The sequence below is a fragment of the Burkholderia sp. 567 genome (assembly GCF_040545115.1).
GTDB classification, from domain to species: Bacteria; Pseudomonadota; Gammaproteobacteria; order Burkholderiales; family Burkholderiaceae; genus Burkholderia; species Burkholderia ambifaria.
Window position 1 is genome coordinate 102,093 of sequence record NZ_JBEPLG010000003.1, and the last position, 18,323, is coordinate 120,415.

Sequence of the window (18,323 nt, forward strand, 5' to 3'; positions counted from 1 at the left end):
CGCGCGGCTACACGCACGTCGACGGGCTGCACGACTTCCCGCCTCCCACCGTGCCCGGTGTCGCTGGCGCACCCGCACCGGCGGAACCTGCCGGTGCGGGTGCAGGTGTTCATGAACCGAATGGCGCAATCGCTTGCGCCGTAGCTGGCGCCTGTGTCGGGTCGCCGGTCGCGCGGATGCGAAGCGCAACCGCACGGCCAAATCCATACCCCCGCAGTCAGAACGAGTGATTGACCCGCACATACGCCGACTGCGCCGACACATGGCTCGTGTCGATCGTCGCATCGAACCCGAGCGATACCGTGGTCGCCTTGGCGGCTTGAAGCGTGACGCCGGCGCCCGTGGTCAGGAATGAACGCGGCAGATCGGTGCCCGGCGCGGCGAACACGGTCCCGTCCTGGCTCCCCACCTGGACGACGCGGCGCGCACCCAGCACCTCGTGCGCATAGGCCAGCCGAAGCTGTACGTTGACGGGGCGCAGGGCATCGCCGAAAGCCTTCTCGAGCGAGACACCCACGTAAGGCTGGAGGCTCCTCGCGCTGTCGGGGCCGACGTGCAGGTTCTGGCCGTTCGCCCCGCTCTCCCCGAAGCCGCTGCCGCGCACGTACGCATACCGGAGCCCGATATGCGGCGCGAGCCGAAGGCCGCCGGCGTCCATCGGCAGGCTGGCCTGCGTCGCGGCGGTGAATTCGTGGCCGAGATGATCGCCTTCGGCGGTACCCGCGCTGCCGAACGGCCGCTTCTGCGACAGGAAATCGAGCCCATAGCCGACCGTGGCCGACAGGTTGACGGCACCCACGGGCTGCGCGCCATACAGGGCGACACGCAGCGTATCGATGGCACCCGATGCGCCCGTCGTGTCTTCACCCAGCGTGGTGTGCGTATAGCCGCCGGCCGCACCGATCGTGGCATCGCCGAGCCTTCCGCCCGCGCCCGCCAGGAACCCATAGGCGTGGGTGAGGAAGCCGGGCGCGCCGCCCGTGCCGCCCACCTTGGTGCTAGAACCGCTGGCAACAGCCCACACGTTGCGCGAACCCGCCGCGTTATCCTGCGGGCCCACCAGACGGCCGAGCAGCGTCGAACTGGCGCCCTGCGCCTGAAGCAATGCCGTCGTGCCGAGCGCGGTGTAGATGGAGGTCTTGGTCGGCGCGATGACAGTCGGGCCGGCCGGCGTGGGCCCGGCGGCTTCGGCGAGCAGCAAGTCGACTCCATTGGCACCGTAGTCCACCGATGACTGCAACGCGCCGAGATTCGCGCCGGCCGTGGTGGTGCCGACGTTCGCGAAGCGGCCCGTCACGCCGTTGGCGGCACTCAGCACGGTGTAGCGGCGTGCGGTATAGGTGCCGGGATCGAACAGAACGGCCAATGAGCCGTTGAGCGTCGCGGCACCGCCTACGCGAAGTTGCGATGCCTCCGTCGGGCTGACCTCGATCGACAGGGTGCCGCCGGCCGCCTGCGTATAGTTGCCGCCCACGGACAGCGTTCCGATGGAGCCGCCCGGCGCGACCACGCCGCTACTGCTGACGTCGCCGGATACCGTGCCATGGCCGCGCAACGTGCCAAGCGCGTTCACCAGGACATTGCCGCCCAACACCGCACCGGCATTAGCCGCGTCGCCCACGGCCAACGTGCCGCCAGCCACGGTCGTCGTCCCGGAGAACGCGCTGCTGACACCGTTCAGCGTCAGCGTGCCCGCGCCTTGTTTGACCAAACCGCCGATGCCGCTGAGGCTGCCGCTAAATGTTTGCGACGAGTCGTCCGACAGCGTGAGCGCATTGCCGCCGAGCACCACGCGGCTGCCTGCCACGCCGGAGAGATGCGCGACCGTCTGGCTGCCGCCGGCGGACAGGTCGAGCGCGGCCGTTGCGCCGGCCAGCGTGACCGACGTGGAAGAGGCAAGCCGGCCGGCACCCGACAACGCGAGCGTGCCCGCGTTGACCATCGTCGCCCCGGTATAAGTGTTCACGCCGGACAGCGTCTGCGTGCCGCCCGCCACGGTGAGCCCGCCGGTGCCGCCGATGGCGCCACTGAACGTGCCGGACGCATTGGTCAGCGTCAGCGTGCGGCTGCCCAGCGCAACCGTGCCCGTGCCAGTCAGCGCGTTGATCGTTGCGCCGGAGGTCGTCCCGGAGATGTCGAACGTGCCGTTGTTGATGACGCCGCTGGAGGTCGCAATGCTGCCGGCGCCGGACAGCGCGAGCGTGCCGGCGCTGATCGACGTTGCGCCGGTATAGCCGTTGGCGCCCGACAGCGTCTGCGTGCCACCTGCCACGGTGAGCCCGCCGGTGCCGCCAATGGCGCCGCTGAACGTGCCCGCCGCATTGGCCAGCGTCAGCGTGCGGCCGCCCAGCGCAACAGAGCCCGTGCCGGCGAGCGCATTGATCGTGGCCCCCGAGGTAGTCCCCGAAATATCGAACGTGCCGTTGTTGATGACCCCGCTGGAAGCGGCAATGCTGCCCGCGCCGGTCAACGCCAGCGTGCCAGCATTGACGGTAGTGACGCCCGTGTAGGTGTTCACCCCCGACAGCGTTTGCGTACCGCCGCCGACGGTCACTGCACCCGTGCCGCCGATGGTTCCGGCGTACGTGCCGGCCGCGTTGGCCAGCGTCAGTGTCCGGTCGCCCAACGCAACCGCGCCCGTGCCAGTCAGCGCGTTGATCGTGGCCCCGGTGGTAGTCCCCGAGATATCGAACGTACCGTTGTTGACGACCCCGCTGGAAGCGGCAATGCTGCCGGCGCCGGTCAACGCCAGCGTGCCGGCATTGACGGTGGTGACGCCCGTGTAGGTGTTCACCCCCGACAGCGCTTGCGTACCGCCGCCGACGGTCACCGCACCCGTACCGCCGATGGTTCCGCCGAACGTGCCGGCCGCATTGGCCAGCGTCAGCGTCTGGCCGCCCAGCGCAACCGTGCCCGTGCCAGTCAACGCATTGATCGTGGCCCCGGAGGTAGTCCCCGAGATATCGAACGTGCCGTTATTGACGACCCCACTGGAAGCGGCAATGCTGCCGCCGCCTGACAGCGCGAGCGTGCCGGCGCTGATCGACGTTGCGCCGGTATAGCCGTTGGCGCCCGACAGCGTCTGCGTGCCGCCCGCCACGGTGAGCCCGCCAGTGCCGCCAATGGCACCGCTGAACGTGCCGGACGCATTGGCCAGCGTCAGTGTCCGACTGCCCAGCGCAACCGTACCCGTGCCGGTGAGCGCATTGATCGTGGCCCCGGAGGTAGTCCCCGAGATATCGAACGCGCCGTTGTTGACGACCCCGCTGGAGGCGGCAATGCTACCCGCGCCGATCAGCGCGAGCGTGCCGGCATTGACAGCGGTGACGCCCGTGTAGGTGTTCACCCCCGACAGTGCTTGCGTACCGCCGCCGACGGTCACCGCACCCGTACCGCCGATAGTTCCGGCAAACGTGCCGGCCGCATTGGCCAGCGTCAGTGTCCGGTCGCCCAACGCAACAGACCCGGTGCCAGTCAGCGCATTGATCGTAGCCCCGGAGGTAGTCCCCGAGATATCGAACGTGCCGTTATTGACGACCCCGCTGGAAGCGGCAATGCTGCCCGCGCCGATCAGCGCGAGCGTGCCGGCGTTGACGGTGGTGCTCCCCGCATAGCCGGCGGCGCCGGATATCGCCAGCGTGCCGGTACCCGCCTGCACGAGGCTGCCCGTCCCGCCGATGGTGCCGCCATACGACACCGTGTCGCTGCGGTTGAAAGCCAGCGTGCCGTTGTTGACGATGTCGCCGACGACGGAGCCGGTGGTCCCGCCATTGCCGATCTGCAGTGTGCCGGCGCTGATCGTGGTGCCGCCGGTATAGGTGCTGTCGCCCGTCAGCGTGATCGTGTGGCCGCCGCTCACGGCCACGTTGCCCGTCCCCGATATGACGCCTGATACCGCGAGATCCGTCGTGTTTGAGTTCAAGGTCACGCGCGATGCGGCATCGCCGAGCGTGATGTGGTTGGACAGCGCAAGCCCCGGCGTGCCCGCGGTGATGGTGGCCGACGCACCCGCCGCCACATCGAGATCACCGATGATGTTGGATCCGCCGAGCAACTGCAGCGTATCGTTCGCTCCGTTGAACCGGATGGCTGCCGCGCGCGTCACGCCGTCCGCGAACAAGCCGCCCGCAATCGTGCCGCCGTTGACGATGACATCGCCACCATTGGCGATGACACCCGCTCCCGCGGCCCCTCCGTTGCCGGCACCGCCCGTGATCGTGCCGACGTTGGACAGCACGGTGAATCCGCCGCCCAAGTTGACGCCCGCGCCGCTGGCGCCGGCCGTGCTTCCGCCACCGCCAGCGGCGCCGCCCACACCACCCACGATCGTCCCAAGGTTGGTCACCTGCGACCCCGGTCCCACGGTCAGCAGCCCGTCGCCGCCACCACCGCCGCCCCCGGGGTTTCCGCCGCCTCCCCCGTTGCCGCCATTTCCGCCAATGAGCGTGCCGCGGTTCGTCACGTCGGCCGCTGGCGTCACGATCACCAGCGCACCGCCCCCGCCTCCGCCGCCGCCGCCGTTGGAGGCAGGCCCCGATGTGCCCGCGCCGCCATTTCCGCCTGTGCCGCCCTGCACCGTCACGCCGTTGTTGACGGTCACGCCGGTGCCGGTGGAATACACGCCCGCGCCACCGCCGCCGCCACCACCCGCGAAATTGAATCCGTCGAAGCCCTGGCCCGCGCCGCCCTGGGCGTTCCCGTTGATCACGGCATCGCCGGCGGGCGCTACGCCGGGCGCCCCGCCGGGGCCGCTCTGGCCACTGTCGTTCATGGCACCGGTTCCGCCTGCCCCGCCCGACGTGGGCCCGCCAGGAACCTGGATCGTGGTGGTGCCTCCGCCCAACGCAGAGGCACCACCGCCACCGCCGTTACCGCTGCCGCCGTTGCCGCTTCGGTCCGGGATACCGTTGCCGCCGGGGGCGCTGCAATTCGCGATGGTGCTGACAGTGCACGTGGCGGCCCAGCCCGGGAGGGCCGTGCCGGCCAGACCGAGCGACACGCCGATGGAAACGATGGAAGCGGCGCAGCGGCGCGCAGGCATGGCGCCATGGCCGGCGTCGATCCCGCCGTGCGACGCGCGTGTGCGTTCGGATACCACTTGCGGGGCGCGCAAGGTGCGGTTCCAGACCAGCCGATAGACCCGGTTCATGTTGATCCCCTCGATGCATCGACCCGTCGGCCTGGCACTGGTCACGGAGAGGCTGGACCGATGGCGCGACGGACCCGTTTTCTGTTGTCGTTCTCTGGCGCGCCGGTCCGCGGGTACTACGGCTCTTGGCTCCTCGGTCGGGGCGCATGCGCGCGCAATATAACACCTGCCCGGGAAACATTGCCCGGGCTGTCGCGGGCCCGCCACGCTCCGGGTATCCGGCCGAATCCCGAAAAAACGCGCTGTGTCGCCCCGGCGCGTGGTTGCCTGCTGTGTCACGCAGATCGGCTGATCCACTCCATGTTTACGGGCACCACCGTGGTCAACATCTATCGGGAGCGCTCGTCGCATAGCGCTTCACGCCCACCTGCCCCGTTGCTGGTGCGTTCGCTTACACGCTCGCGTCGAAGCCGAACTGGACCGGCCAGCGTTTCACGGATCCTCACGAGCCGTTTAGCGCGCATCCCCCGCGAGCAGCGCGTTCAGCACCCGCGCGTCCGCCAACTGTTCCAGCGACAGGCACGCGTCGCTCAACGCATCGACCTGCGCATGCTCGAGCGCCATGGCCGCCAGCGCACGATACTTCGCCAGCAGCGCCGCATCTGACAACGGATTGCGCGGATCGCCGAGCGCGATCGGCACGTGACGCGAGTCCCGCCGCCCGTCCGCGCGATGCAGGCTCACCGTCGGCTCGTCGAGATCGCCCAGCGCCGGATCGACCTCGATCGCGATACGTGCGAGCAACGCCGTGACGCGCGAATCCATCCGCCTGTCGTCGCGATAAACGCCGATCCCCGTGTCGCCATACGCGAGGGCCGCCGCCACCGCGTACGGCAGGCTCATCTGCGCCGACGACAGCGTCGACAGGTCGCGGCCGCCGCACATCCGGGCCACGAACGCGCTCGCCCGCACGACCACGCGCTCGATCTCGCCGGCGTCGAACGTGTGACCGTCCGCAAGCTGCAGCGCCGCGTCGATTGCCGCATGCGCGCTGCGGCACGACGCGTGCGGCTTGATCGAGCAGCGCATCAGTTTCCAGTGCGCGCCGAGGCCGTCGGTCAGTGCGTCGGGCGCATGCGATTGCGTGGCGAACGTGTTGAAGAAGCCACCCCACACGTCGTCGAACACGCTGGCCGGACCCGTCACGCCTTCGCGTGCCAGCAGCGCCGCGAGCACGCCGCCTTCCGCGGCCCGGCCGGCATGCAGCCGCTTCGTCTGTGAGCCGTCGTGGATGAAGCCCCACAGACCACCGGAGAAACTCGCCGCATGGCCGAGCGCGTCGCGCGTGCGCGCGGCGTCGAGCCCGAGCACGCGTGCGCTCGCGGCCGCCGCGCCGAACACGCCGCAACTGAGCGTCGAGTGCCAGCCGGCACCGTTGTGAGCCGAGTAGCCGCCGGCGGCTTCCAGCACGCGCCGGCCGACGTCGTAGCCGAGCACGATTGCGGTCACGCATTCCCGGCCGGTCACGGGGCGCTGCGCGCATGACAACGCGGCGAGCACGGCCGGCAACACGACGGCACCCGAATGATCGCAGCCGCCGGCATCGTCGAGCTCGAGCGCGTGTGCGGCGATCCCGTTGACGAACGCGGCGTCGCGCGCGCTTGCGCTGCATGGCGTGCCCCACAGCGACGCGCCGCCGCGCACGACAGCGCCGGCGAGCGCGCGTGCACTGCGCGTCTCGACGGCCGAGGTTCCGGCCAGTGCGGAACCGAACGTATCGAGCACATGACGCGTGGCCTTGGCGACGACATCGTCAGGCACGGCGGCGGCAGGCGTTTGCGCGACAAACGTCGCGAGCCGCGTGGCGCGCGTTTCAGTATCCATCGTCATCGCGCCGACGCGTCTGCCACGCAGCGTGCAAACACGTCGACCGGATGGATCGGCTCGTTGTCGCAAACCTGCGCGCGCCACCAGCACGCTACATCGCGCCCGGTCGCAAACCAGACGTCGCCCGCGTCGCGCAGGTGCGCGAGCAACGCACGCAGCAGGTCGATCCGCCCTGCCGTGCCGATGATCTCCGGATGCAGGCGCAGCACGCAGCACAGCCCGAAGCGCCGAAACCCGTCGACATCGCGCCGCCAGTTGTCGAGCACGTCACGGTACGCGGCGATGCGCGGCTGACCGGCCGGCACCGGCGGCGACAGGTTGAACTCGAAGTACGGCTCGTCCTCCAGTTCGTAGTGCAGCGGCAGTTCGACGAGCCGCAGGCCGGCCGCGCCTGCGTCGGCGCGCGGATGCAGGTACGGCAAATCGTCGCCGCGCCACGACGACGACCACGTGAAGCCTTCCGCCACGAGAAAGTCCGCAAAGCCGTCGGCCCAGTTGCCGGTAAACGAGCGAAAGCCTTCCGCGCGGCGTCCGGTCGCGTCCGCGAGTGCCGCCCGCCCGGCGCGGCACGCGTCGATCTGCGCGGCAAGCGGCAGTGCGTCGAAATCCTCGCAGCGAAAACCGCTCACGCCGAGCTCGTGGCCGGCGGCGGCGATCGCCCGCACGGCGCCGCCATGCGTCTGCGCGACGCGGCCCGGCACGAACCAGCTCGTCGGTACGCTGAAGTCGTCGAACGCTGCGAGTAGCCGGTCGACGCCGCGCGTCGCGCCGTAGCGCCACACCGACAGCGATTTTTCCCGGCCGACGATGCGCGGCTCGCGTGTCTGGATGCCATGAATGTCGTTGAAGTCGACCGTGATCGCGACCGCGCATCGCGCGCCGCCCGGCCAAGCACAAGGTGTGTTCACATGTCGCTCCGGTGCGTGGTTTGCGCGCCGTGCGCGTGCTGCGCGAGCCACCAGTCGGCCACGTCGCGGCAGCGCGCGAACCAGACGCCATCCTGCGCGCACATGTGGCCGAGCCACGCCTCCAGCAGCGCGATGCGCCCCGGCTTGCCGCAGACTTTCGGATGAAGCAGCGTCGTCAGGCACAGCCCTTCGCGGTATATCCCGTCGAATTCGCGCGTCCAGTTGTCGAGCGTCGCCGCGTAGCCGGCGATCCGGTCGAGCCCGGCCGGATAGTCGGGGTTGCGGTGATACGCAAGCGACGCGTAATCGTCGGTCTCCCAGCGGCCGGGAATCTCGACGAGCGGCGGCTCGCCGTCCGCGCCGGGCAGCAGGTACGGACGGTCGTCGCCCCGCATCGAGCTCGAATAGCGCACGCCCGCTTCGCGCAGCACAGCCACCGTCGCGTCGCTCCAGTCACCGGACGGCGTGCGGAACCCGACCGGCCGCACGCCGAGCGTGCGCTCGAAGATGTCGGCCGACTGTGCCATGATCTCGCGCTGCCGCCAGGGCTCGAGCGCCCAGAACGCTTCGTGCCGGTAACCGTGATATCCGATCTCGTGGCCGCGCTCGACGATGGCCGCGCATTGGTCGGGCCAGGTGCGCGCAACCCACGCGGGCACGAAGAACGTCGCGGGCAGGCCGAACGACGCAAGCATGTCGAGCAGCCGTCCGAGCGCGCGCCACGGCCCGTAGCTGCCCAGCGTGAAATACGCGGGGTTGCGCCAGATCGACCCGTTCAGCATCGCGTCGCCGGTCGGGCCGTCGAGATCGAACGCGAGCGCGACGCACGCGCGCTTCGCGTCCGGCCAGCGGGGAGACAGGGCCGTCATCGCGCGCTCAGTGCGTGCCGTTGACCATCGCCTTCGCGACCGCATGCTCCTGGAGCCCCCACTTCGCGAGCAGCTTCTGGTACGAGCCGTCCGCGATCAGCTGGTTGAGCGCCGTCGTCAACGCGCCGCTCAGTGCGGTATTGCTCTTCGCGACGCCGATGCCCGTGTATTGCGACAGGAACGGCTTGCCCACCGGCGCATACGCGTTCTGCTCGAGGCTGTTCTGGTACGGCAGCGTCTCGCCGCCCTGCACGGCCGCGTCGATGCGGTTCTGGCGCAACTGCATCCGCGCGTCCGACGACCCGTCGGTACCGACGACGATGATCGCCGGCTTGCCGGCCTTCACGCAGTTCTCGGCGCTCCACGCGGTGGTGTTGTCGGGGAACGACGTGCGTCGGCTCGAGCCGACGCGCTTGCCGCACAGCGCGCCCATCTGCGCGAACTCGCCCGCGCGTGTCTTCAGCGTATAGAACTGCGGGCCGGTCTCGATGTAGTCGACGAACGTCACCGCATCGCGGCGCGTCGGCAGGTCGGTCATGCCGGACAGGATCATGTCGACGCGCTGCGTCGCGACCGCGCTCATCATCTGGTCGAAGCTCGTTTCGACCCAGTTCAGCTTCGCGCCCATCTTCGCGGCGAGCGCCTCGCCGAGATCGACGTCGAAGCCCGCGAGCTTGTCGGTCGCCGGATCCTTGTATTCGAACGGCGGATAGTTCGGCACGATCGCGACGTTCAGCGTGCGTTTCGCGCTGGCGGATTGCGCGGCGGCGAACGATGAATGAAGCGCGAGTGCGCCGAATGCGACGGCGGCCAGCGTGCGGGTCAGGACGGATGCTTTCATGGGTGTCGCCTTGTCATGTAGAGGAATGGGGACGATGCCGCGCGCGTCGACGGCTCGATCGTTGGGGCGCTGCAAAACGGGGCGCCCGGCCCGGTCATGCAAGCACGGCGGAGATGAACTCGCGCGTGCGCGCATGCGTCGGCGCGGACAGCACCTGGTCGGGCGGCCCGCTCTCGACGATCCGGCCGCCGTCCATGAACACCACGCGGTCGGCCACCTCGCGCGCGAACCCGAGCTCGTGCGTGACGACGATCATCGTCATCCCGCTCTTCGCGAGGTCGCGCATCACGGCCAGCACTTCACCGACCAGTTCGGGGTCGAGCGCCGACGTCGGTTCGTCGAACAGGATCAGTTGCGGATGCATCGCGAGCGCCCGCGCGATCGCGACGCGCTGCTGCTGGCCGCCGGACAGCTCGACCGGAAACGCGTCGCACTTGTGCGCGAGCCCGACGCGCGCGAGCAGCGCGCGTGCTTCCTCCTCCGCTTGCGCACGGCGGCGCTTGAGCACCTGCACCGGGCCTTCGATCACGTTCTCGAGCGCGGTCTTGTGCGGAAACAGGTTGAAGCGCTGGAACACCATGGTCGTCGCCAGCCGCTGGCGCGCGACCTGGCGCTCCGACAGTTCGTGGAGCCGGTTGCCGGCGCGGCGGTAGCCGGCCAGTTCGCCGTTGACCCACAGCGCGCCGGCGCTGATCGTCTCGAGCTGGTTGATGCAGCGCAGGAACGTGCTCTTGCCCGAGCCCGACGGCCCGATGATGCACAGCACTTCGCCCGGCTCGACGTCGAGCGTGATGCCGTGCAGCGCCTGGAAATCGCCGTACGACTTGCGTACGTCGACCGCGCGAACGACTGCGTTGGTCATGACGTTCTCCCGAGGGTTGAGGGTCGTGTCGTTCATGTGCGGCCCGCCGCCCGGCCCGCGCCGCGCGCGAAACGCCGCTCGACGCGGGCCTGCGCGAGCGACAGCACGGTGACGATCGCGAGATACCAGATGCCCGCGACGATCAGCAGCTCGATCACGCGGGCGTTCGCGTAGTAGATGTTCTGCGCGTTGTGCAGCATCTCCGCGTACTGCGCGACGCTCGCGAGCGACGTCAGCTTGACCATGCCGATCAGCTCGTTGCCGATCGGCGGCACGATCACGCGCATCGCCTGCGGCAGGATGATCCGGCGCAGCGCCTGCAGGCGCGCCATGCCGATCGATTTCGCGGCCTCGTACTGGCCCGTGTCGACCGACAGCAGCCCCGCCCGCACGACTTCCGACGTATAGGCCCCCTGATTGATGCCGAGCCCGAGCACCGCCGCGAGGAACGGCGTCATCACGTCGACGGTCCGGTATTCGGCGATACCCGGGATGCCGAGCGTCGGAAACACCAGCGCGAGGTTGAACCACAGCAGCAGTTGCAGGATCACCGGCGTGCCGCGAAACAACCAGATGTAGCCCTGCGCGATCGCGCCGAGCACCGGGTTCGACGACAACCGCATCACCGCGGTGACGACCCCGAGCACGACGCCGAGCGTCATCGCGAGGACGGTCATCACGATCGTGTTGCCGAGCCCCGTCAGGATCGAGCGTGCGGTCAGGAACTGGCCGACGACACGCCATTCGATCTGTCCGCGCGCGAACGCGAACGCCACATACGCGAGCGCGGCAATGATCGCGATCGACGCGACATAGCGCCCCCAGTAGCGCCGGCGCACGCGCACGAACCCGGCGATATCGTCCGCGGCGCGTGCGGCCGGGGCCGGCGTGTCATCGAGACGGCCCGATTCGGATGCGCTCAGCATGACGGCCCCCGATAGTCGGTCACCCATGCGGACTGGCGTTCGATCGCGTCGCTCAGCCGGTCGATCTGCTCGCGCACGCGCGCGGGTGACGTGCCGCCCGCACCGCCGCGCGCGGCGACGGCCGCGTCGAGCGTCAGATGCGCGCGCACCGCGGGCGCGAGGCGCGTATCGACGGCCTGCAACTGTTCCGCGCTCGCGTCGGCCAGCTCGATGCCGTCCCGCTCGCACGCGCGCACGAGCGTGCCGGTGATCTCGTGCGCCTCGCTGAACGGCACGCCCGTCAGCGCGAGCCAGTCCGCCACCTCGGTCGCGAGCGTGAAGCCGAGCGGCGCCTGGCGACGCATCTCGTCGACGTTCACGCGCATCGTACGGATCATCCCCGCCATCGCGGGCAGCACGAGTTCGAGCGTGTCGATCGAATCGAACGCCGCGATCTTGTCTTCCGCGAGATCGCGGTTGTACGCGAGCGGCAGCGACTTCAGCGTCGCGAGCAGGCCCGTCAGGTTGCCGATCAGGCGGCCCGCCTTGCCGCGCGCGAGTTCGGCGATGTCCGGGTTCTTCTTCTGCGGCATGATCGAGCTGCCGGTCGCATACGCATCGTCGAGTTCCACCCAGCGGAATTGCCGCGACGTCCACAGGATCACTTCTTCCGACAGCCGGGACAGGTTCACGGCCAGCATGCTCGTGACGAATACGAATTCGGCGACGTGATCGCGCGCGGCCACCGCATCGATCGAGTTCTCGCACGGCGCGTCGTAACCGAGTTCCCGCGCGGACAGCTCGGGCCGCACGCAGATCGCCGAGCCCGCGAGCGCGGCCGCGCCGAGCGGCGAACGCGCGGTGCGGCGGTCCCAGTCGACCAGGCGATCGACGTCGCGATACAGCGACTGCGCGTGCGCGAGCAACTGATGACCGAACACGATCGGCTGCGCCGGCTGCAGGTGGGTGAATCCGGCGGTTACCGTGTCGACGTGCCGGCTCGCCTGTCCGATCAACGCATCCTGCAGGTCGAGCACGCCGCGCACGAGCTGGCGCGCCTTGTCGCGCAGGTACAGGCGCAGGTCGTTCGCCGCCTGATCGTTGCGCGAGCGCCCGGCGCGCAGCTTGCCGCCCAGCGCCGGCAGCCGCTGCGTGAGCACGCGCTCGAGGAAGGTGTGCACGTCCTCGTCGGCGAGCGACGGCGCGATCGCACCGGCCGCGTGGTCGCGCGCGATGCCGTCCATGGCGGCCAGCAGTTGCGCGAGCTCGTCGTCGTTCACGATGCCGGCGCGATGCAACTCGCGCGCATGCGCGCAGGAGCCCGCGAGGTCGTACGGCACGAGCCGGAAGAAACTCGGATCGGAGCGCGACAGGTTCTGCAGCGCGTCGGACGGTTTCGACTGGAAGCGGCCGCCCCACAGGCGCTCGATCGGTTCGGTAAGGCTCATTGCGGTCGACCTCGACTCGGTTGGATTACCCCCACTGTAGGCATTCAATTTTTTTTGTTGTAGCGAGAAATTGAATCCGCTTTAATGAAATTTTTCTCAGCACCGTCGCCTGCGACGCGCCCGCCAATGCGCAACCGCCTGCCCCCGCTGAACCCGCTTCGCGCGTTCGAGGCTGCCGCCCGGTGCGGCACCGTGTCGGCCGCCGCCGACGAACTGCACGTGACCGCGAGCGCGGTCAGCCATCAGATCCGGATTCTCGAGAGCACGCTCGGCGTCGCACTATTCGTCAGATCAAAAGCCCGCGTGAAGCTCACGCCCGAAGGCGAGGCGTTGCTGGAACCGGTCGGCGCCGCGTTCGACATGATCGCGAACGCGACCGTCCGGCTCGATTCGCCGGCAGCCGCCGGCGATCTCGTCGTGTCGACGCCGCTGTCGCTCACGTCACGTTGGCTCGCCCGGCACATCGGCGATTTTCTCGAGCGCTATCCGGGGATCCACCTGAAAGTGATTCCGTCGAACGACGATCGCGAGACCTACTCGCCCGACGTCGACGTATGCATTCGCTACGGGGAAGGCAACTGGCGAAACCGGCGCGTCGAGCTGCTCGCGCATCCGGCGCTGTTCCCGGTCGTGAGCCCGGCGTTGATGAACGGGCCCGATGCGATCCGCAAGGTGCAGGATCTCGCGGGACGCACGCTGTTCTGCGAGCACGCGGGCTCGTGGACGCGCTGGCTGGCGGAAGCGAACGCGGACAAGCTGCCGGGCATCCGCATTCTGGAAATCGGCAACGCGCACATCGGCGTCGAAGCCGCGGTGCACGGGCAAGGCGTCGCGCTCGGCGACAGCCTCTCCGTGCGCGACGACCTGCTCGACGGCACGCTCGTGCGGCCGTTCAGCGCGGCGGTGCCGTCGCGTCATGCGTACTATCTGGTCACGCGTCACGAGCTGGCCGATTCGCCGCTCGTAACCGCGTTCACGACGTGGTTGCGCGCCTGTCTGGCGTGACGCGCGGCAGCGGGCTGATTCAGGTAGCGAGACTCGCCAGGTCGTCCCATACCATCACGAGGTTGTGCGATCGCCAGATCGGCCCCGGATCGACATACTCGCCCGCCAACCGGCCGTGCAGCGACGCGTAAAAGGCGATCGCGGCGTCGTTTCCCTTGACGACACTCAACGCCGCGCCCCGATACCGCATCTGCTGCAAATGCGTGGCGAGCCGGGCGAGCAGCGTGCGGCCGATGCCGCGACGCTTGAACTCGGGGTCGACATACAGGAACTTGATCTCGCCACGGCCGCCGAAAATCGGCTCCGACGGCGCGCCGGCCGCGCCGATTCCGACGATCGTGCCGTCGATTTCCGCGACGAGCACCAGTTGGTCGCCATCGTTCGACGCCAGCTTCTCCCGCCATTTCCTGCCGCGATAGTGCGCGTCGAGGGCGGCATGCGCTTGAGCCGGCGCGAGATCGCGATAGGTGTGCCGCCAGACCTTGACGTGAAAATCGGCGATCGCCTGCGCATCGGCGAGGCTGGCGGATCGGATGGATAGTCCGGACATGCAGGCGTCTCTCGGGCGGCTTGGCGCGCGGGTGGCGCGGCGCACACGCCGGATTGTCGATGATCCGGGCGACGATGTCAGCACCTTGCGGGCATGGCGGATCGGCGCGGTACCGTTCCGCGTTGCGGCCGCTGTGCAGGAACCGCGTCAACGCTACCCGCTGCGGCCGCTCGAAGAGGTGTTCTGCCGTCCCGCGCTCCCACCCATGCCTGCTTCTGACAGACCGAATCGCGCAACCTGCAAGTCGTCAAATCGACAACTGACCGTCAATGCAAGTGACAGCGACTCCGCCGACCTGGATGCGCTGATCGGTCACGGCCACGCGGAGAATACCCGCCCGACCAACGACCTTGCCCTGCGATGCCAGGAACTCGCTGCCGAAGTGAGCGGTTTGGCCCGTATGGCGAATGAAGACGCCGACAGCGCCATTGCCGCTGCCGCAAACCGGATCTTCATTGACCCCATGTGCGGGAGCGAATGCGCGAACCTCGATCCGGGAAGGCGCCTTTTCGTCGTACTCCCCGAAGATCACAACTCCCGTTGCCTTGGCCTTGGTGTCTTGCACTTTCATGCGCTGCAGGTCGGGCTTGGTTGATAGCACGGCCTGCGCATCAGCAAGCTGAGCGACGATCCAGCGTGCGCCGACGTCGATCAAACTGGGTTTGAACTGGCGGCACGCCGGGCTACCGAGTATGGCGTCCAACTCATCGATCTGGGCATCGTCCAGCGGGATGATCGTGGACTCCGGGAGATCAAACGAGATCCACTGTTCGCCATCGTCCTCTCGCGCCACCTTCAGCCCGATCAAACCGGCATTGCATTCCTGGATGAGCGTTCCTTCCTTTGCGTGGATGAGGCCCGCCTCGAGAAGCGCATGGGCGGTCCCGATGGTGGGGTGGCCGGCGAAGGGCAACTCGGCCCCGGGTGTAAAGATGCGAACTCGATAGTCTGCCCTCGGGTCCAGGGTCGGCAATACGAAGGTTGTCTCCGACAGGTTCGTCCAATTGGCGATTTGCTGCATCTGTTCAGTGGTCAATCCATCGGCGCGCAACACAACCGCGACAGGATTGCCTTTGAACCGTACGCTGGTGAAGACATCGACTTGCTTGAAAAGGATATGCGACATGGAAGGCCCTTGGAGCATTGAGATATTCGACAAGCGCCGCCCGGAATCAATGACGAAGATCACAGCAACCCCGGCGGCGCACTCTCTCTACAGATGTTCGATAATAAATTCCGGAACCATTTTTATCGCGGTCGAGAAATTGGAGAAATTCGGCGACGTCTTCACGACAGCCCGATGCAATTCTTCCAACTGCTCGCGGGATGCATCGGACTTGACCCTGACCGTATAGTGTACCTCTTCGTAGCCGGGCTTGACTGCCGGATCGATTCCCAGGAAACCACGAAGATCCAGCTCGCCGACCGTTTCAATTTCCAGCTTGTCGAGCTTGATTCCCATTGCCGTTGCATTTGCCGCAAAACCTACTGACATACAGGCATTCAGAGCCGCCATCAAAAGCTCCTGCGGATTCGGCGCACTATTCGCTCCGAGAAGTTCACGTGGCTCGTCCGCGCCAATGTCGAAATGGCGATTGAAAGTCTCGTCGAAAAGCACGTATTCAGATACGACGCCGACTGTCTTTGCTTGCCCCATCCATTTCGTCTTTACCTTGAATTTAGCGGTCGCATTCTCGCCACTATTCTTGGCTTTATCAGCCATAGCGCCGAGAGCCGCTAGATCAATTCCATTCATTTTCATCATTCCACCCTCTTTTCATTAACGCCTACGCTGGCATCCCACTACCGCGCTCGCGAAGTTGATCGTCCGTTGTTACGCTCCGTACGCGCCCCGGCAGCCTCGCGTCGGTTCGTCCACCGGGGACATGACGAGGAGAGTTCGTTTCGTCTGTTGATACGACTCATGGTGAAGCTGGCTGGTTGGCGTCGCATAAGATTCGACGCTTTCTTTTCGTCAGGCAAACGAGATAAAGTTTTCCCTTCAGAAACAAAAACTTTCACGCCACCTCGACAACCGCCTCGCGCCGGCGACCAATGTCACCGTCGCACCGTTGCGGGCCTTGGTCGGACGCCACTTCATTTCGTCGCTGAATGGGGTGTACTTGTGCTGCACCGCGGCCTCGATGGACAGCCGCACCTCGCTCCCTCCGAACCAGATTCAACGTCGCGTCGAGATCTCGATTGCTTTCCTGACATCCCTCTCTTTGAAGCCAATAGCTTCGATCAGCGGACGGAATAACCCCGGGGCTCTGGCGATCAATGCGTTTTGTTTCGGCAGCACGACCATGTCTCTACGGTTCTCGATTCCATTGACGATGCCATCCACCACGCTTTCGATCGAAATCATCTTCCAAATTCCGGCGCGATTTCCTCCCCACAATTTCAATCCCGCCTTGTCGGAATGAACTTGTTCCATCATGGGAGTTTGGAAGAATGTGGGATGCACGCTGCCGACGTCGACCCCCATGTGTCGGACCTCGAGTCGAATGCTGTTACACATCGCCCACACCGCAGCCTTGCTTGCCGTGTAGTGGGCTTGCAACGGTGAATGCACGAATGCAGCCATGGAAGAAACCGCCATAAGATAGCCTTGTCGTTGCGCCACATATGGAATACTCGAACGGAACGTCCGCCAGACGCCGGTCAGGTTGATATCGATGACACGCTCGAAATTTTCTGGATTTGCCGAGATCAAAGGCTCGACGCAATCGATTCCGGCATTCGCGATCACGATGTCAATTCCGCCAAAATGCTCCGCGGCCGCGTTCATCGCGTCATTGACGCTGCTCATCGAACGGACATCGGTTTCAAACGCGAAGGCCGATTGCCCAAGTGCCTCTTGTTGCGCATGCAGCGCACGGCGGTCAATATCAAGGAGTGCGACTCGCGCGCCTTTGTCGACCAGCACACGAGCAAGACGGCCCCCCAGCCCTCCGGTAGAGCCTGTTATGGCGATGATTCGGTTGCGAACATCATATTTTTTCATGGATTTCTCTATTTATTAATCAACGAATCTTTGGAGGAAGGTGATTTGATCGCTGACTGCTCGCTCAAAGGCATAACCGACATAAATGTCGAAATGTCCGAACGGATATATATTCACCAATCCTTTGGGTGCACGTTTTGCGTGACGCAACGTAGTACGCGTCGGCGCGACGGTATCAGGATCACAAACACAGAACAGCACCGGGCAGGCGATCCGCGAAGTCTTGCGACCGGGAAAATAGCGAATGATTTGAAGGGCGAACCGGGCGGCCACGTAGTTACGAAAGACCGGTGACATATCGTTCGGCACCAACTTCAGGTAGCCGGGTTCGGCATCAGGAGCCACCATTAATGCGGCCTCCCCGGGCTTCCCGGTTATCGGGATGGTCACCGGGTGCCCTCCCGACCATGCGCGGAATTGATCGCGGATCGCTCTGGCAGTGACCTTGATTAGCGATCCTAATGGTAAAGCGCAAACAGAAGCCAGCCCATCCGTGAACGGACACTGGGCAATGACCGCGGACACGTGCGCGTTGTCGGCCGCGATGGTCAGCGCATGCCCCCCCCCAAACGACGATCCCCAGACAATCAATCTCTCTGCGTCTATGTCGGTTCGTGTTCGAGCAAATGCTATCGCGGCCCTCCAGTCTTGTAGCTGCTTGCCTACATCGAGCAACTGCCGCGGCTCGCCGCCACTGCTGCCGAAGTGCCGATAATCAAACACCAGACAGGCAAATCCCGCCTCGCAGAATCTGTGAGCAAACGCGTCCAGTCGCATTTCACGCGTGCCGCCCAGACCATGTGCCATCACGATCACCGGGGCCGGCCTGCTGGTGTCCGGAAGGTATAGCCAAGCTCCACAATCGTCCCCGTCAGAAGGAAACGTCACTTCAAGCCGCCGCATGAGCATCTCCGTGTAGTGAAATCCATTGTTGGAGTGGACTCTAAATTTT

At 66.6% G+C, this 18,323-nt stretch carries 14 protein-coding genes; 1 reads left to right on the plus strand and 13 read right to left on the minus strand.

Features of this window, described 5'->3' with window-relative positions; all coding sequences use genetic code 11:
* Positions 1-217: 217 nt before the first annotated feature.
* The 8 genes from ABIC50_RS10980 to argH form a co-directional block, all read right to left on the minus strand.
* Positions 218-5,149, minus strand: coding sequence for an autotransporter-associated beta strand repeat-containing protein (locus ABIC50_RS10980; RefSeq protein ID WP_354163762.1), 4,932 nt, complete (start codon positions 5,147-5,149; stop codon positions 218-220).
* A 453-nt stretch (positions 5,150-5,602) separates the two neighbouring features.
* Positions 5,603-6,979: an MmgE/PrpD family protein gene (locus ABIC50_RS10985; protein WP_354163764.1), complete on the minus strand. Its 1,377-nt coding sequence runs from the start codon at positions 6,977-6,979 to the stop codon at positions 5,603-5,605.
* On the minus strand, positions 6,976-7,884 hold the full coding sequence (locus ABIC50_RS10990; protein WP_354163766.1) for a polysaccharide deacetylase family protein: 909 nt from the start codon (positions 7,882-7,884) through the stop codon (positions 6,976-6,978). Before ABIC50_RS10990 ends, ABIC50_RS10985 begins: the two co-directional genes overlap by 4 nt.
* Positions 7,881-8,753: a polysaccharide deacetylase family protein gene (locus ABIC50_RS10995; protein ID WP_354163768.1), complete on the minus strand. Its 873-nt coding sequence runs from the start codon at positions 8,751-8,753 to the stop codon at positions 7,881-7,883. Before ABIC50_RS10995 ends, ABIC50_RS10990 begins: the two co-directional genes overlap by 4 nt.
* Positions 8,754-8,760: 7 nt before the next feature.
* Entirely contained in the window at positions 8,761-9,594 is an 834-nt protein-coding gene (locus ABIC50_RS11000) for an ABC transporter substrate-binding protein (RefSeq protein WP_354163770.1), read from the minus strand.
* A 94-nt stretch (positions 9,595-9,688) separates the two neighbouring features.
* Positions 9,689-10,492 carry an amino acid ABC transporter ATP-binding protein gene (locus ABIC50_RS11005; RefSeq protein WP_354163772.1) on the minus strand — a complete coding sequence of 268 codons (804 nt, stop codon included), beginning with the start codon at positions 10,490-10,492 and terminating at the stop codon, positions 9,689-9,691.
* Entirely contained in the window at positions 10,489-11,382 is an 894-nt protein-coding gene (locus tag ABIC50_RS11010; protein WP_354163774.1) for an amino acid ABC transporter permease, read from the minus strand. Before ABIC50_RS11010 ends, ABIC50_RS11005 begins: the two co-directional genes overlap by 4 nt.
* Positions 11,376-12,809 carry an argininosuccinate lyase gene (gene argH, locus ABIC50_RS11015; protein WP_354163776.1) on the minus strand — a complete coding sequence of 478 codons (1,434 nt, stop codon included), beginning with the start codon at positions 12,807-12,809 and terminating at the stop codon, positions 11,376-11,378. Before argH ends, ABIC50_RS11010 begins: the two co-directional genes overlap by 7 nt.
* Positions 12,810-12,935: 126 nt before the next feature.
* Between argH and ABIC50_RS11020 the strand changes: the two genes are divergently transcribed.
* Complete coding sequence (locus tag ABIC50_RS11020) at positions 12,936-13,814, plus strand: LysR substrate-binding domain-containing protein (protein WP_006751123.1); 879 nt, start codon at positions 12,936-12,938, stop codon at positions 13,812-13,814.
* A 19-nt stretch (positions 13,815-13,833) separates the two neighbouring features.
* Here ABIC50_RS11020 and ABIC50_RS11025 read toward each other — a convergent pair whose 3' ends face one another.
* The 5 genes from ABIC50_RS11025 to ABIC50_RS11045 all read right to left on the minus strand — a co-directional run bounded on the left by ABIC50_RS11025 (position 13,834) and on the right by ABIC50_RS11045 (position 18,274).
* Positions 13,834-14,409: a GNAT family N-acetyltransferase gene (locus ABIC50_RS11025; protein ID WP_354163778.1), complete on the minus strand. Its 576-nt coding sequence runs from the start codon at positions 14,407-14,409 to the stop codon at positions 13,834-13,836.
* A 202-nt stretch (positions 14,410-14,611) separates the two neighbouring features.
* Positions 14,612-15,490, minus strand: a complete 879-nt coding sequence (locus tag ABIC50_RS11030; protein WP_471685666.1) for a PhzF family phenazine biosynthesis protein — start codon at positions 15,488-15,490, stop codon at positions 14,612-14,614.
* Between the two features lie 87 nt (positions 15,491-15,577).
* Positions 15,578-16,126 (minus strand): OsmC family protein, encoded by a 549-nt coding sequence (locus tag ABIC50_RS11035; protein WP_354164450.1) that lies wholly within the window; start codon positions 16,124-16,126, stop codon positions 15,578-15,580.
* A 417-nt stretch (positions 16,127-16,543) separates the two neighbouring features.
* Positions 16,544-17,371: an SDR family NAD(P)-dependent oxidoreductase gene (locus tag ABIC50_RS11040; RefSeq protein WP_354163782.1), complete on the minus strand. Its 828-nt coding sequence runs from the start codon at positions 17,369-17,371 to the stop codon at positions 16,544-16,546.
* Between the two features lie 15 nt (positions 17,372-17,386).
* A complete protein-coding gene (locus tag ABIC50_RS11045; protein ID WP_354163784.1) occupies positions 17,387-18,274 on the minus strand; it encodes an alpha/beta hydrolase in 888 nt (295 codons plus the stop codon).
* Positions 18,275-18,323: the final 49 nt, after the last annotated feature.

Excerpts from the sequence above, each read along its gene's own strand:
- ABIC50_RS10980 (WP_354163762.1), bottom strand. The coding sequence starts at position 5,149 with ATGAACCGGGTCTATCGGCTGGTCTGGAACCGCACCTTGCGCGCCCCG.
- ABIC50_RS10985 (WP_354163764.1), bottom strand. The coding sequence starts at position 6,979 with ATGACGATGGATACTGAAACGCGCGCCACGCGGCTCGCGACGTTTGTC.
- ABIC50_RS10995 (WP_354163768.1), bottom strand. The coding sequence starts at position 8,753 with ATGACGGCCCTGTCTCCCCGCTGGCCGGACGCGAAGCGCGCGTGCGTC.
- ABIC50_RS11000 (WP_354163770.1), bottom strand. The coding sequence starts at position 9,594 with ATGAAAGCATCCGTCCTGACCCGCACGCTGGCCGCCGTCGCATTCGGC.
- ABIC50_RS11005 (WP_354163772.1), bottom strand. The coding sequence starts at position 10,492 with ATGAACGACACGACCCTCAACCCTCGGGAGAACGTCATGACCAACGCA.
- ABIC50_RS11010 (WP_354163774.1), bottom strand. The coding sequence starts at position 11,382 with ATGCTGAGCGCATCCGAATCGGGCCGTCTCGATGACACGCCGGCCCCG.
- argH (WP_354163776.1), bottom strand. The coding sequence starts at position 12,809 with ATGAGCCTTACCGAACCGATCGAGCGCCTGTGGGGCGGCCGCTTCCAG.
- ABIC50_RS11020 (WP_006751123.1), top strand. The coding sequence starts at position 12,936 with ATGCGCAACCGCCTGCCCCCGCTGAACCCGCTTCGCGCGTTCGAGGCT.
- ABIC50_RS11030 (WP_471685666.1), bottom strand. The coding sequence starts at position 15,490 with ATGTCGCATATCCTTTTCAAGCAAGTCGATGTCTTCACCAGCGTACGG.
- ABIC50_RS11035 (WP_354164450.1), bottom strand. The coding sequence starts at position 16,126 with ATGAAAATGAATGGAATTGATCTAGCGGCTCTCGGCGCTATGGCTGAT.
- ABIC50_RS11040 (WP_354163782.1), bottom strand. The coding sequence starts at position 17,371 with ATGAAAAAATATGATGTTCGCAACCGAATCATCGCCATAACAGGCTCT.
- ABIC50_RS11045 (WP_354163784.1), bottom strand. The coding sequence starts at position 18,274 with ATGCGGCGGCTTGAAGTGACGTTTCCTTCTGACGGGGACGATTGTGGA.